Annotated in this window: 12 protein-coding genes; 5 read left to right on the forward strand and 7 right to left on the reverse strand. The window is 56.5% G+C overall.

Annotated elements, in window-relative coordinates:
• Positions 1-12 precede the first annotated feature (12 nt).
• The 7 genes from J9880_RS18190 to J9880_RS18220 all read right to left on the reverse strand — a co-directional run bounded on the left by J9880_RS18190 (position 13) and on the right by J9880_RS18220 (position 7,799).
• Positions 13-1,068 (reverse strand): aldo/keto reductase, encoded by a 1,056-nt coding sequence (locus J9880_RS18190; protein ID WP_232769720.1) that lies wholly within the window; start codon positions 1,066-1,068, stop codon positions 13-15.
• A 46-nt stretch (positions 1,069-1,114) separates the two neighbouring features.
• Positions 1,115-2,560: an MFS transporter gene (locus J9880_RS18195; RefSeq protein WP_232770490.1), complete on the reverse strand. Its 1,446-nt coding sequence runs from the start codon at positions 2,558-2,560 to the stop codon at positions 1,115-1,117.
• 112 nt (positions 2,561-2,672) lie between these two features.
• Positions 2,673-3,767 carry an ABC transporter ATP-binding protein gene (locus J9880_RS18200; RefSeq protein WP_095922068.1) on the reverse strand — a complete coding sequence of 365 codons (1,095 nt, stop codon included), beginning with the start codon at positions 3,765-3,767 and terminating at the stop codon, positions 2,673-2,675.
• Positions 3,768-4,721: a carbohydrate kinase family protein gene (locus tag J9880_RS18205; protein WP_232769721.1), complete on the reverse strand. Its 954-nt coding sequence runs from the start codon at positions 4,719-4,721 to the stop codon at positions 3,768-3,770.
• 26 nt (positions 4,722-4,747) lie between these two features.
• On the reverse strand, positions 4,748-5,587 hold the full coding sequence (locus J9880_RS18210; RefSeq protein ID WP_095922066.1) for a carbohydrate ABC transporter permease: 840 nt from the start codon (positions 5,585-5,587) through the stop codon (positions 4,748-4,750).
• Positions 5,584-6,486, reverse strand: coding sequence for a carbohydrate ABC transporter permease (locus tag J9880_RS18215; RefSeq protein ID WP_095922065.1), 903 nt, complete (start codon positions 6,484-6,486; stop codon positions 5,584-5,586). Before J9880_RS18215 ends, J9880_RS18210 begins: the two co-directional genes overlap by 4 nt.
• A gap of 62 nt (positions 6,487-6,548) precedes the next feature.
• Positions 6,549-7,799, reverse strand: a complete 1,251-nt coding sequence (locus tag J9880_RS18220; protein ID WP_095922064.1) for an extracellular solute-binding protein — start codon at positions 7,797-7,799, stop codon at positions 6,549-6,551.
• A 431-nt stretch (positions 7,800-8,230) separates the two neighbouring features.
• Here J9880_RS18220 and J9880_RS18225 point away from each other — a divergent pair, with 431 nt between their 5' ends.
• The 5 genes from J9880_RS18225 to xdhB all read left to right on the forward strand — a co-directional run bounded on the left by J9880_RS18225 (position 8,231) and on the right by xdhB (position 15,434).
• The gene (locus tag J9880_RS18225; RefSeq protein WP_195817518.1) at positions 8,231-9,403 is read left to right on the forward strand and encodes an ROK family transcriptional regulator; all 1,173 of its coding nucleotides are present in this window, start codon (positions 8,231-8,233) and stop codon (positions 9,401-9,403) included.
• A gap of 102 nt (positions 9,404-9,505) precedes the next feature.
• Positions 9,506-10,858: a guanine deaminase gene (gene guaD / locus J9880_RS18230; RefSeq protein ID WP_232769722.1), complete on the forward strand. Its 1,353-nt coding sequence runs from the start codon at positions 9,506-9,508 to the stop codon at positions 10,856-10,858.
• Entirely contained in the window at positions 10,855-11,523 is a 669-nt protein-coding gene (locus J9880_RS18235) for a TetR family transcriptional regulator C-terminal domain-containing protein (RefSeq protein WP_119826088.1), read from the forward strand. The genes guaD and J9880_RS18235 overlap by 4 nt, the downstream gene beginning before the upstream one ends.
• A gap of 115 nt (positions 11,524-11,638) precedes the next feature.
• Positions 11,639-13,042, forward strand: coding sequence for a xanthine dehydrogenase small subunit (gene xdhA, locus J9880_RS18240; protein ID WP_232769723.1), 1,404 nt, complete (start codon positions 11,639-11,641; stop codon positions 13,040-13,042).
• Positions 13,035-15,434 (forward strand): xanthine dehydrogenase molybdopterin binding subunit, encoded by a 2,400-nt coding sequence (gene xdhB / locus J9880_RS18245; protein WP_232769724.1) that lies wholly within the window; start codon positions 13,035-13,037, stop codon positions 15,432-15,434. Before xdhA ends, xdhB begins: the two co-directional genes overlap by 8 nt.
• Positions 15,435-15,436: the final 2 nt, after the last annotated feature.

Consider the following 15,436-nt stretch of genomic DNA (forward strand, 5'->3'; position numbering starts at 1 on the left):
ATTTTGTTGCGGTTACTTTTTTAAATACGGCGCAATCAGTGATAAATCTGCCGGAGATAAGCGATCCGGTGCGGTCTGCGCCTGATGCCAGTAAGGATACAGCAATGGCAACTGACTGACTTGATTAAGTCGTTCAATTTCATCGTTATTGAGGCTTAATTCTGCGGCACGCAGGTTATCCTGCAACTGGGCGTCGTTACGCGCCCCGACAATCACGGAAGTGACCTGCGGACGGGCAATCAGCCACGCCAGCGCGATTTGGGCGGCTGAAACGCCGCGTGCTTCGGCGATGTCCACCAGCACATCCACCACGTCATACAGCGCGCTTTCGTCACGTACCGGCGGTTCGCCCCAGTCGGCCAGATGGCGGGTGCCTTCCGGTGCCGCCTGATTGCGGCGATATTTCCCGGAAAGCAATCCGCCTGCCAGCGGACTCCAGACCAGCACGCCCAGCCCCTGATCCTGCGCGGCGGGCAGCAGTTCATATTCTGCTTCGCGCGCCTGCAGGGTGTAATGGATTTGCTGGCTGACCGGACGGATGTAGTGATTTGCCTCTGCCACGCCGAGGGTTTTCATCACATGCCAGGCGGAAAAGTTAGAGACACCGACATAACGTACTTTGCCGCTGCTGACCAGATCGTCGAGCGCGCGCAAGGTTTCTTCCAGCGGGGTCAGGCCGTCCCATTCATGCAGCTGATACAAATCCAGATAATCCGTGCCCAGACGCTTCAGGCTGGCTTCGCAGGCGCGCAGGATATGATGGCGGGATGAGCCGCGGTCGTTCGGGCCGTCACCCATCGGGAAGCGGGCTTTACTGGCGACCAGCACCTCGTGGCGTTTGCTGCCCAGTGCTTTGCCGAGGATCACTTCTGATTCACCGCCTGAATAGACATCAGCGGTATCAAACAGATTAATCCCGGCATCAAGGCACAAGCCTATCTGGCGCTGTGCCGCCTCAACGTCAGTTTGCCCGGTTTTGGCAAATTTCCCCTGACCACCAAACGTCATGGTGCCCAGGCTTAAAACTGAAACTTTCAGGCCGGAACGGCCTAACAGACGGTATTCCATGGTTTATCTCCATTTTTCGGATACGTAATTTCAGTCTGGCTGCGCCTTATTTTTCCGGTACAGCCGGTCGGGGTACAGATTCTTTTTTACGACGTATTTCATCGCCTGCCGTTTTATCCAGCGTCAGGCTGTCGAGCGTGCCGGCCAGTGAAAACAGGCCAATGATGATAAAAGCGATGTGAAACGTGCCGGTCTGCAAGGTGTCGCTGGCGGGCAGAAAATGTTCCGCCAGGCGCAGGGAAAGCGCACCGATGGCGATCCCCAGACCGGTGGAAAGCTGCTGCGCGGTATTAAACAGTGTGTTCGCGCCGCCCATTTGTTCCGAAGGCACCTGAGAAAAGGCCAGCGTGTTAAGCGCGGTAAACTGCATCGAGCGGCTCATCCCGCTGGCAAACAGCAGTAACAGCGTCAGCGCCGTCGGCACCTCGGGCGTCAACAGCGCACAGGCAAAAATGGTCGCGGAATTGATCAGGCCGTTAACCAGCATAATCGACTTAAAGCGGAAGCGGTGCAGAATCGGTGATGTAAAAGGCTTCATCGCCAGATTTCCGGCAAACACCGACAGCACCAGCAGACCGGCATCAAATGCACTCATGCCATAACCCAGCTGGAACATCAGCGGCAGCAGGAAAGGCAGGGCGCCGATGGCAACACGGAACAGCGAACCGCCGTAAATCGTGACAGCGTAACTTTTAATTTTCAATGCCGTCAGCGGCAGTAACGGATGCGCAGCCCGGCGCGAATGCCAGACTGCCAGCGCCCCCATCATCACCGCGCCGGTTACCATCGACACCGGCTTCCAGTCGATATTGCCCTGATTAAACATGTCCAGCCCGAAGATTAACCCGAGACATGCCGCGCCGGTCAGCACGAAACCGGTGATATCAAAGGGCACGCCTTTCTCACCGGGCACCTGCGGGATCAGTTTACGGCTGTAAAACAGGGCGATAATCCCGAGCGGCACATTGAGAATAAATATCCAGTGCCACGACGCATAGGTCGTGATAAACCCGCCGAGCGGCGGCCCGAGGATGGGCGCGACCAGCCCCGGCCAGGTGATGGTGGCGATGGCTCGGATGAGATCCGATTTTTGGGTGTTTTTCAGTACCACTAAACGCCCGACCGGCACCATCAGCGCACCGGCAAATCCCTGCAACATGCGGGCGGCGGTAAAGGTCGGCAGACTGGTACTGGCGGAACACAGCACTGAGGCGAGGGTGAACAAAATCAGCGCCAGCGAGAAGACATTACGGGTGCCGAAACGGTTAGCAATCCAGCCGCTGGCGGGAATAAATACCGTGAGCGTCAGAATATAGGCCGAAACGCCGATGTTCATGTCCACCGGATGCACGCCGAAATCTTTCGCCATCTGCGGCAGCGCGGTCACGATCACCGTGGCGTCGAGGTTTTCCATAAAGAACGCCCCTGCGACCAGCAACGGCAGTGCGGAACCCGGCGGAAGTGAGAATTTTTTGTTTGAGAAGAAGCCCATAGACAGTAAGCGCGCTAATGAAATAAGCAAAGACTGAGCATAACCCATCGTGGAAACGCGTCAACGGCGTTTTGCGGTCTCCCCCGGAAAACGGGGGAGACGCAGTGGCATGTTAACGGTGATCTTCCGCCAGACGTTCGCCTGTCGCCGCATCAAACAGGTGGATCGCCTCACTGTTGGCGTCGAGATAAAGCGGCTGATCGGCGCTGACGCGGGCGCGTCCGGCAAACTGAACATGCAACGGGAATCCGCTCCAGTCGATATGCAGCAGGCTGCTTTCGCCGGTCACTTCCAGCAGACGCAACGTCGCTGCAGGCTGGGCGCTGTGCTGCACCGGTCTCAAATCATGCGGACGCAGACCCAGGGTGACAGCCTGACCTTCAGAATGCCGCGCCTGTAACGCCCATTTCTCCGGCAGCGCAAACCACAACTGATCGCAGGTCACGCCCGGCTGACCGTCGATATTCTGGAACACGCCGCTGAGCAGATTCATCGGCGGAGAGCCGATAAACCGCGCCACAAAGGTATTGACCGGTTTGTCATAGATCGACAGCGGATCGCCCTGTTGCACGATAAAACCGTCTTTCATCACCACGATATTATCGGCAAGAGTCATGGCTTCGATCTGGTCGTGCGTCACGTACACCGTGGTGGTGCGGAACTGCTGATGCAGTGATTTGATTTCAGCGCGCAGCTCCATACGCAACTGGGCGTCAAGGTTGGACAGCGGTTCGTCAAACAGAAACACTTTCGGATTACGCACCAGCGCACGCCCCATGGCGACACGCTGGCGCTGGCCGCCGGACAAATCCTTCGGCAGACGTTTCAGTAAATGGTCGATGCCCAGCACTTTGGCGGCCTGTTGCACTTTGGCCTGCTGTTCGGCCTTCGGCACTTTCTTCACCTGCATGTGAAATGCCATGTTTTCGGCCACGGTCAGGTGCGGATACAGCGCGTAGCTCTGGAACACCATGGCGATATCACGATCGGCTGGATCGAAATTATTGATCTGCTGTTTGTCGAGCAGAATGTCACCGTCAGAGAGCGATTCCAGCCCGGCCAGCAGGCGCAGTAAGGTGGATTTTCCGCAGCCCGACGGGCCGACCAGTACGGTGAAACTGCCGTCGGGGATGGTCAGATCCAGCGGTTTCAGGACCTGCACTTTGCCATAATGTTTGGCCACTTTTACCAGTTCTACCAGAGCCATTTAGATTTTCTCCACAAGGCCAGAAAGCGATTGCCAGTCAGGATAACGGCGCGGGGAACTGCTGATGGCACAACCGGCCACGCGGACACCCCATTGCAGTGCCGTGGCAGGCGGCAGGCCATAAATCAGCGCGGATAAAAATCCGGCGTTAAAACTGTCTCCGGCACCGATGGTATCCACCACCTCTACCGGTTCGGCGTGCTGATGCAGCGTCAGGTTGCGGCTCCACAGACGTGCGCCCTCCGGGCCGCATTTCGCCACGCAAAATGCCTTTGCAGCCATCTTTCCCAGAAGATGATATGCGGCCTCGTCGAGCGTGGCGGAGTCCGCCAGCCCGAGAGTTTCGACTTCATTGAGCAGCAGGGCATCGCAATGCGGCAGCCAGTTCGCCGCCTGAGCCCGCAGGGCATCGCTCCAGTCTTCCGGCGGCCAGCCACTGTCGACTGCCACCCGATAACCGCGCGCTCTGAGCTGTGCCAGCAGTTGCGGATAGTCGGCATACAGCGCGGTACACAGCCAGGTGCCGCACAACAATATCCAGTCACCGGCCTGAGCGGTGTCCGGGATTTGCCCCAGCACATCCTGCATGGAAAGGTGGACGATATGCCCCTGATTGCTGAAAAACGTCCGTTCGTGATCGGGATGTGTCACGCCAAATGTCAGCGAGGTTTCGCAGTCACAGGTCGGCCAGCCTGATGCGCTTTCCGGGAACATGCCCGCCAGCCAGCCGCTGAACTGATCGTTGCCCTGATTCGCCACCAGACGAAAAGGCGAACCCAGCGCGGACAGCGCCAGGGCACAGTTTCCGGCTGAACCGCCGGGGCGTAAGGAACTGCTTTCGAGCATCGCTTCGGTGCCTTTTTTCGGCCATTCATGCAGCGTGCTCATGATCAAATCCACGTTAATGTTGCCCGCCACATACAGCGTGGCGCGGGTTTCAGGTTGTGTTGTCATTGATGAGAATTCCCTGAGGGTCATAATCAGCCTTTGCTGCCGCCGGCGGTTAACCCGCTGACCATGGTTTTTTGCAGCCAGAGCGCAATAAAGAGCGGCGGAATGGCCGCAAGAATACCGACAGCGGCAATCAGGCCGTCGTCAGTGGCGCGCCCGGCGGTGAATCCGGCAATGGTGACCGGCAACGTCTGGGCATCGATATTGTTGGTAAACAGCAGGGCGTAGAAAAATTCATCCCAGGCCAGCAGCCAGCCAAACATGGCCGACGCGCCCAGCGCCGGTCTGGCCAGCGGCAGGGTGATGCGCAGCAAGACCTGCCAGTAACGCAGGCCGTCGAGGCGGGAAGCCTGCTCGATATCCACCGGCAGCGCGTCGAACTGGTTTTTCAGCATCCACGTCAGGAACGGCAGGATCATCGAGCAATAGACCAGAATCAGCCCGAGGTGAGTATTCAGCAACGTCAGTTGTTGCAGAATGAAATACAGCGGCAGCACAAACGCCACCGGCGGCACCATGTAAATTGCCAGACTGCCAAACAGCCAGCCGTCACGACCGGGATAACGCGAGAAGCTGTAGGCTGCCGGTATCGCCAGCAGCAACGACACCAGTGTGGCGCCGCATGCCACCAGCACGCTGTTGCCGAGCGCATGCAGGAACAGTGCACCGGGCGTACCGGCCTGCAAGGTCAGCAGGCTGGCGTAACGGCTGAAATCCCAGTGACGCGGCAGCCATTCCAGCGGAATGCGGGTCAGATCTTCCGCCGAGCTGACGCTCATCAGGAACATCCACAGCAATGGCGCAAGAATGGACACCGCCAGCACCAGCGCGGCGACATAACGTAAAACGAGGCGGATTTTCTGTTTCATTCGCTGCTCCCTGAACGGCGCTGGCGCAGTAACATCACCATATAAATCATGATCAGCAGGGCGCAGATCAGTGTCATCAGTATCGCGTAAGCGGCGCCGCTACCGGCGCGCAGATAGCTGAACGATTCCTGATAAACAAAGAAGCTGACCGTTTTGGTGCTGTCGAGCGGGCCGCCACGGGTCATGACATAAATGATGTCGAAGATTTTAAAAGCATCGATGGTGCGCAGGATCAGCGCGACAGCCAGCGGTGCCGCAATCGCCGGTAAGGTGATTTTACGGAAACGGCGGAAAGCTGATGCACCGTCAAGCCGCGCCGCTTCGAACAGGTCCTCCGGAATGGTTTGTAACGCCGCCAGCACCAGCAGGGTGATCAGCGGGTAGTTCTTCCAGATATCGGCGAACATCACGGCATTGATGGCGGAGGCGGGATCGCCGAGCCAGCTGCGGTAGGCATCAATCAGACCGAGCTGAGATAGCAGGGCGTTGATGCTGCCGTAATCCGGATTAAAGTTCAGCCGCCACATCGTGGCGTTGACGATGGTCGGCAATGCCCACGGCAAAATGACCAGCACGCGCAGGGCACTTCGCCCCCAAAATGGCTGGTTAAGTAACAGGGCCACCAGCACGCCGATGATGCCTTCAATCACGACAGACACGACGGTGAAATACAGCGTCCGCCACAGTGCGGCGCGAAAATCCGGATCCGTCAGTGCATAGATAAAATTCTCGCTGCCCACCCAGTTGGGGGCGGAACCGTCACCGATCAGACCGGCATCGGTAAAGCTGAGCCACAACGTCCGGGCGAGAGGCCAGGCGGTGAGTAAAAACATCATTACAAGCATGGGCGCCAGAAGCAGCCAGGCTTGTCGTTTCTCGCGTTGGGGTAATGTCAGCATATCTTTTCCCAGCCCGTCCGGCCAAAACCGGGCGGGCTTAATTGTCGTGTTGGCTTTAAAACTTAACGTAAACGGTCAGCGGCTTTGGTCGCGGCTTCCATACCGTCCTGTGCCGGGGTTTTACCCTGCAATACCGCCTGAATGTTTTGCTGCAAGATATTGGAAAGACGGGAGTAATCCGCCGTCACCGGGCGCGACAGCATCACATTCAGCGAGGTTTTCGCTGCGGCAATCAGCTGCTCCTGATCTTTCTGCACCGCCGGATCTTCATAAGACGATTTCCAGATTGGCAGGCTCAGTTTGGCGTATTTGTTCTGCACCGGCTGCGAGGTCATGTAGCTGATGTATTCCCACGCCTGATCCGGATGCGCACTGGCTTTGGCGATGCCCAGACCCATCGATCCGTTAACGCCGGACGCGCCGCCTGCGGTTTCACCCGGCGCAGGCACCACGCCAACATCCCCGGCGACTTTGCTCTGTTTCGGGTCGTTCGCCATGTTGTACATGTAAGTCCAGTTCAGCGCGAAAGCGGCATCGCCGTTGGAGAAGGATTTACGCACATCCTCTTCCAGATACTCACGCGAGTTCGGGTTGGTCAGCCCTTTATCCAGCGTCTCTTTCATGTAGCTGATGGCTTTCATTGCGCCGGGATTGGTGAAGTTCAGCTTGCCGTCTTTATAAAAATCACCTTTAAACGCGGAAACCAGGGTGGTGTAGTCGCACAACAACGCTTCCGACTGCGACCAGCTCCAGACCAGCGGGTATTTGACGATGCCTTTTTCTTTCAGGATCGCAGATTGCTTTTCAACGTCAGCCCAGGTGGCGGGCGGGGTGGTGATCCCGGCTTTGGCCAGCATGGCTTTGTTGTAATACAAATATTTGGTGTCGAGGATCCACGGCATTCCCCAGCGTTTGTCTTTGTAGGTCACGGTGGAAATGGCACCGTCAAAAATCTTGTTGCTTTCTTCGGCCGGAATACGCGCCGTGACATCCTGCAACAGGCCGTATTTGTTAAATTCCGCAGGCCAGATGGCATCGAATAGCACCACGTCATAGCCTTTATCACCGGCACCGCGTGCGGCCACGATTTTGTCGTGCAGCGCTTCATACGGCACAAATTCCAGATTCACTTTGATGTCGGGATGCTGTTTGGTGAAATCCGCCGTCATCGCGCGGATATCCGCTTCGCTGTAGGCCGCCTGAGTCATAAACAGGGCGCTGAGTGTGGTGTCGGCCAGCGCGCTGGCGGTGTATCCCAACGTCAGGGCAGAGAGGGCGCACAAGGTGGCCGCAGGGGTAAATCGTAGGCTCATCGTCATTCTCCGAAACAGGGTTAAGTTTATTAAATCAATTTGATTGCTTTAATCGGCTAAAAAAAATGGGAAGGCATAGTTCTGCCAGTCCCTGCGTCCCTGCCGGATTGTGCTACTGGATCTGAAGGTGAATCTTAAAAACATTGGAAAGCGAATAGTGACTGGCGATTATTATTAACATGCCAATAACATTCAAAGCTGTGATGGCACCGTCATATTCACATCATCCCAGGTTAACCCTAAATAATTCGGGTTGCAGAAAGGCGGTAAGTGCGCGAATCCCCGGAGCAGAGATAACTATGTGACCGGGGTGAGTGCGCGCAGCCAACGCATCTGCAATACGAAGTATGACGGGTTAATAAAATCAATTTGATTGCTGTAATCACACGCCACATACTGCCCGCAAGGTCTTCACCGTGGAGAGGGACGTGATAACAACTTCTGGCACCAATCTTGAGCACGCCCGTGCGCACAATCGTCGGGTGGTGATCGAAGCCATTCGCCTTAATGGTGAACTGACCCGCGCCGAAATCGCGCGGCTGACGTCGCTCACACCACAGACCGTCTCCAACATTGCCACTGAACTTGAGCAGGCGGGCATTCTGTCCTCCCATCTGCCGCGCCGGGCGGGCGGACGTGGTCAACCAGCAACGCCACTGACACTCAATCCTGACAGCGCCTATTCCATCGGCATCCATCTTGATCATCAGTCGCTGCTGATTGTGCTGGTGGATCTCACCGGGACTGTCCGCTTTCGCAAACTGATCCATGTGCAGAAACCGCAGCCAGAGCCCACGCTGGCTCTGATTGATCAGGTTCTGCAAGAAATGCGCCAACAGGTGAAAATAGACTGGCGAAAAATATTGGGGGTGGGCGTGGTGATGCCGGGGCCGTTTGGCGTGGAGGGGATCTCCTCGCAAGGCCCGACCACGCTGCACGGTTGGGATAACGTTGATATTGAAGCGCGTTTGAGCGCGGCGACCGGCTGGCCGGTCACGCTGGAAAACGATGCGACGGTGGCGGCGATCGGTGAACGCTTTCACGGCGTCGCCAAGCAATTATCGTCTTTTGTGTATCTGTATATCGGCACCGGACTGGGCGCGGGCATCTTCACCGACGGACGGATTTACACCGGTCATGCACACAATGCGGGCGAGGTCGGCCACATTGTGGTGCAACCGGGCGGCCGAGAATGCTATTGCGGCAACAAAGGCTGCCTTGAACGTTATGTTTCTTTGCAGGCGGCGTACGAAGCCTGCGGTCTGGATCCGATGTCGGCCATGCCCGAAGATCTGCTGAAAGTCGATGAGGCGCTGTTCGAGAAATGGCTGGATACTGCCGCCGAACCGGCGTTACAGGCCATCAATATTATGGAATGTGTGTTCGATGCGCAGAGTGTGATTATCGGCGGCACCATGCCTAAGCCGCTGGTGGAGAAGCTGATTAAGCGCCTGACGCCATTGTATAATTCGGTGCGCAGCCGCTATGCGCAAAGTGCGCGTATCCGCCTGGGAATGTCCGGCAGCGACACTGCTGCGCTGGGTGCGGCGGCGCTACCCATTTTTGACGAGTTCAATCCCCGGTACGAAGTCCTGCTGAAATAAAAAACATCCGGATGGTCTGACCGATCGGTCAGATTTGGCATAAGCTTTGCAAATGTTCTGTTATCAATCATGAACGAGAATGTTGCAGAGAAGGACCATGCCATGAGTCAGATCATCACCCGCGCCGTCCGCGGAAATTTCTTCGATATCCGTGAGCCGGTGTTAACGCCGGAAGATTTTGAAGCGCAGGTGCGTTATATCGAAGACGGCCTGATGCTGCTGAGCGGCGGGACGATCGTCTGGCTGGGAAGCTGGCAGGAAGGCGAGGGCAAGCTGGCGCTGGCACACAAAACCGCCGCGCTGGAAATCGACGATTATCGCGACAAGCTGATCGTGCCGGGCTTTGTCGATACCCATATCCACTATCCGCAAACCGAAATGATCGGCGCGTACGGTGAGCAACTGCTCGAATGGCTGACGCGCTACACCTTCCCGACCGAACAACAATATCACTGCGCGGATTACGCGAAGCGCATGTCGAAATTCTTCATCAGTCAGCTACTGCTTAACGGCACCACCACCGCGCTGGTGTTTGGCACCGTGCATCCGCAGTCAGTCGATGCCTTATTTAAAGAAGCCTCGGACATCAATATGCGCCTGGTAGCGGGCAAAGTAATGATGGACAAAAACGCCCCCGACGCCCTGCTGGAAACCCCGGAAGACAGTGAACGCGATACGCGTCAGTTGATTACGCGCTGGCATAACCGCCAGCGCCTGAGCTATGCGCTGACGCCACGTTTTGCGCCGACGTCTTCGCCGGAACTGCTGCAAAAAGTGCGTATGCTCCGGCAGGAATTTCCGGATGTTTACATGCATACCCATCTCAGCGAAAACGTCGCTGAATTGTCGTGGGTAAAAGAGATGCATCCTGAACATCTGCATTATCTCGACGTTTATCATCAGTACGGCCTGACCGGCGAACGCTGCGTGTTTGCGCATTGTCTGCATCTGGATGACTGCGAGTGGGATTGTCTGCATGACACGGATTCCACCATCGCTTTTTGTCCGACCTCCAATCTGTTTCTGGGCAGCGGGCTGTTCAATTTGCAGAAATCCTGGCAGAAGCAAATCCGCGTCGGCATGGGGACGGACGTCGGTGCGGGCACCACATTCAACATGCTGGAAACGTTGTCGGAAGCCTACAAAGTCGGTCAGCTTCAGCGTTACCGCTTATCCGCATTTGAAGCCTTCTATCACGCCACGCTGGGCGGTGCGCGGGCGCTGCATCTTGACGACAAAATTGGCAATTTCAACGCCGGGAAGGAAGCCGATTTCGTGGTGCTCGAACCGGGTGTCAGCGCGTTGCAAAAATTACGCGCGACCAACAGCAAAACGCTGGCCGAAAAGCTGTTTGTGCTGATGACGCTGGGTGATGACCGCAATGTGTATTGCACCTACGTGGACGGCGAGCGGGTTTATGCCCGGGATGCCCGGCAGGAGGCGCTATCAGCATGATGAACAATGATACCGGCGGCAAAGTCCGCATTGCCCGTGAACGCACGCTGGAAAATATCCACGCGGCAGCGATTGCAGAGTTCAGCGAAAAGGGTTTTCAGGGTGCGACCACGCAGGCTATCGCTCAACGGGCGGGGATCAAAAAGGCCCAGCTGCATTATTACATCGCGGGCAAAGAAGAACTGTACGAAGAACTGCTGCAAAAAGTGCTGAAAGTCTGGGGCGATATCATTCAGTTCGACCCGTCACTCAGCGAACCGCAGGCGGTGCTCAGCCGCTATATCCGTAACAAGCTGAATTTCTCGTTTGATCAGCCGGAGCTGTCACGCATTTTCACCAGTGAGGTGCTCGGCGGCGGTCACTATTTGCAGAAATACTGGCCGCAGGCCACACAGAACATTATTGGCAAAGAGAACCTGATCCATCAGTGGATCGTACAGGGCAAAATCCGTGCGCTGGATGCCCGTCTGTTCATCATGCATATCTGGGCAGTCACGCAGTATTACGCCGATTTCGCGGTGCAGGTGAAACACATGTACGGCAATTTTGAAGGCGATGACCAGGCGCGTGAGCACATTATCGATGAGGTCACGACACTGATTCTGAATGGCTGTAAAGCCTTTGCTCCTCCCCCTGCGAAGGGGGAGGACGGGAGGGGGTATTAAGGGCTGACACCCGGTCAAAGCACACATCAACTTTTTGATTTTGCTTTGAAACCCCACCCCGACCCTCCCCTTCGCAGGGGAGGGAGCAAACCAGTGATTTTTGAAGGATATGATCATGATCCAATTTCTGATGAACGGCAGGATCCACACAGAAAATCTGCCCGATGACACGACGGTATTACAGTATCTGCGCCGTGAGGCGGGCCGTTGCGGTACCAAAGAAGGTTGCGCCTCCGGTGACTGCGGTGCCTGTACCGTGGTGCTTGCTGAAGCGCAGGGCGATACGCTGCAATACTGCGCCGTCAATGCCTGTCTGACCTTTATGCCTGCCGTGCATGGTAAGCAACTGATCACGGTGGAAGATCTTAAACATCATGGTGAACTGCATCATGTGCAGCAGGCGATGGTCGATAACCACGCCTCGCAATGCGGATTCTGTACGCCGGGTTTTGTGATGTCATTGTTTGCGATGGAAAAAAGTAACCCCGTTTTCTCCGTGGAAGGCGTGCAGGAAACCCTTTCCGGCAACCTTTGCCGCTGCACCGGTTACCGGCCGATCATGGACGCGGCGAAAGCCATTTGTGAAGCGCCGCAGCCGGATCAGTTTGATGCAGATACCCGGCAGACGCTGGAAAAACTCCGCGCGATATCTGCCACTGATCAACCGGTCACGGTGGATGAACTGGCAGAACGTTATCTGGCCCAACCGGATTCCCGGCTGGTGGCTGGCGGCACCGATCTGGCGCTGGAAGTCACGCAGCGTTACCAGCGTATCCCGAAACTGATTTCCCTCAGTCATATCCCTGAACTCAACGCGATTACGCTGACCGGTCAGGCAATTCATATTGGCGCGGCGACACCGCTCAGCACCTGTATGCCAGTTTTGCACGATGAATTCCCGGCGTTTGGCGAACTGCTTGAACGTTTTGCCTCGCAGCAAATTCGTCATCAGGGCACTTTTGGCGGCAACATCGCTAACGCTTCGCCCATCGGCGACGGCGGCCCTGTGTTACTGGCGCTCGGCGCGTCGCTGTTACTGCGTCGCGGAGAAACACAGCGGGAATTACCGCTCGATCAGTTCTTCCTCGGGTATCGCAAAACGGCGTTACAGCCCGGCGAATTTATCGAACAAATACGCATCCCGCGCAACACCTCCGTTGACCGCCAGTTGCGGGTCTATAAAGTGTCGAAACGGCTGGAAGACGATATTTCAGCGGTGTGCGCGGCGTTGCATATTGAAGTGCAAAACGGCGTGGTGGTGCATGCCCGCGTGGCGTTTGGCGGCATGGCGGAAGTGGCCAAGCGGGCTGGGTATTGCGAGGCACAGTTACTCGGCCAGCCGTGGCAAACGGCGACGGTTGAGCAAGCCTGTCAGGCGCTGGATCTGGATTTCACGCCGATCAGTGATTTCCGCGCCAGCCGCGAATATCGCATGCAGGTGGCGAAAAATCTGCTGCGCCGCTGCCATATCGAAATGACGTCTCCGGAAACTCTGATGCGGGTAACACACTATGTCTGAATCCAAACCCTTACTTTCTCAGGCTGAGATGGAAGCCCGTTTTCGCGCAGGTCTGCAGAGCGGCGTCGGCAAAAGCCAGAAACACGAAAGCGCGGATAAACATGTCAGCGGCGAGGCGGTGTATGTCGACGACCGGCTGGAATTCCCCAATCAGTTGCATCTTGTGCCGCTGCTCAGTCCGCACGCTCACGCGGATATTGTGTCCATCGATACCGAACCTTGTTATGGCGTACCGGGCGTGGTGCGGGTAATGACTGCCGGCGATGTGCCGGGCAATCCGGACATCGCGCCACTGACTCACGGTGATCCGCTGATGGCGCAGGGCACGGTGCAGTATGTTGGCCAGATTGTGCTGGTGGTTGCCGCAACGTCAATGGAAGCCGCACGCGCAGCGGTGGCCCTGGCGAAAGTGGAGTATCAGCCACGCGACGCGGTACTGACGGTCAAACAGGCGCTGGCGCTGGAACATTACGTGGAAGAACCGCACCAGCATAAACGGGGTGACGCCGAAATGGCGCTGGCCTGTGCGCCGCACCGTTTGCAGGGTGAACTGGAAATTGGCGGTCAGGAGCATTTTTATCTCGAAACGCAGATTGCTTCCGTCATGCCGGGTGAAGATGGCGCGATGCTGGTGTACAGCTCGACGCAACATCCGACAGAAGTGCAAAAGCTGGTCGCGTCGGTACTGGGTGTGCCGATGCATAAAGTGGTGGTTGATATGCGCCGCATGGGCGGGGGATTTGGTGGCAAAGAAACACAGGCGGCAGGCACCGCATGTCTGGCGGCCCTGGCGGCGCACCTCACCGGACGCCCCGCGAAAATGCGTCTGGCCCGTCAGGATGACATGCTGATCACCGGCAAGCGCCATCCTTTTCACGTCAGTTATGACGTCGGCTTTACCGATGAGGGCATCATTCATGGGATCGATATCAAACTGGCGGCCAACTGCGGTTATTCGCTGGATCTGTCCGGATCTATCGTCGATCGTGCCATGTTCCATTCTGATAATGCCTATTACCTCGGTGATGCGCTGATTACCGGTTATCGCTGTAAAACCAATATGGCCTCGAATACGGCGTACCGCGGATTTGGCGGCCCGCAGGGGATAGTGGCGATTGAGCACATTGTCGATCACATCGCCCGCGAACTGGGGCTGGATCCGCTGACAGTGCGTAAAAACAATTACTACGGTCAGGAAAGCCGCAACGTTACGCATTATCACCAGCCGGTGGGGCAAAATCTGTTGCAGGAAATGACTCAGCAACTGGAAGACAGCGCGGAATACACCGCAAGACGTGACGCTGTCACAGAGTTTAACCACCGCAACCGTTATCTGAAAAAGGGTCTGGCGCTGACGCCGGTAAAATTCGGCATCTCCTTCACCGCCAGTTTCCTCAATCAGGCGGGCGCTCTGGTGCTGGTGTATACCGACGGCAGTATTCAGCTTAATCACGGCGGCACCGAGATGGGACAGGGGCTGAATACCAAAGTGGCGCAGGTGGTGGCGGAAGTGTTTCAGGTTGATATCAGCGCTATTCAGATCACCGCGACCGATACCGGCAAAGTGCCTAACACCTCGCCGACCGCAGCCTCCTCCGGTGCGGATCTTAACGGGAAAGCCGCACAAAACGCGGCCGAAATCATTAAAGGGCGCATGGTTGAGATGCTGATGCGACAGCATGATGCGCAGGAAAAGGACATTGTGTTCAGCAACAGTCAGGTGCGGGTTAAAGAGCAATATTTCAGTTTCGGGCAGATCGCTACCCAGTGCTGGCTGAATCAGGTGCCGCTTTCCAGCACCGGTTATTACAAAACGCCGAAGATTTTCTATGACCGCAGCAAAGCAGCCGGGCATCCATTCTACTACTTCTCCTACGGCGCGGCCTGCGCGGAAGTGCTGGTCGATACGCTGACCGGCGAATACAAGTTGCTGCGTGCGGATATTCTGCATGACGTCGGCGACTCGCTGAATCCGGCGATTGATATTGGTCAGGTTGAAGGCGGTTTCGTGCAGGGCATGGGCTGGCTGACCACCGAAGAACTGGTATGGAACGACAAAGGACGCCTGATGACCAGCGGTCCGGCGGCGTATAAGATCCCGGCGATTGGCGATATTCCGCAGGATTTACGTGTCAGGCTGGTGGAGAACCGCAAAAACCCGGAAGACACCGTTTTCCATTCCAAGGCCGTGGGCGAGCCGCCTTTTATGCTGGGGATTTCGGTCTGGTGCGCGATCAAAGATGCGGTCGCCAGTCTGGCAAATTACCGCGTTCATCCGCATATCGATGCGCCTGCCACGCCGGAAAGGGTGCTGAATGGGGTGAATCAGTTACGTTTCACAGGTGACGTTGTCACTTTTGATGCTGCGCTAAACAGCAATGTCACGGGCTAACG

Source organism: Rahnella victoriana (genome assembly GCF_021276285.1).
In the GTDB taxonomy this organism is placed as follows: domain Bacteria; phylum Pseudomonadota; class Gammaproteobacteria; order Enterobacterales; family Enterobacteriaceae; genus Rahnella; species Rahnella victoriana.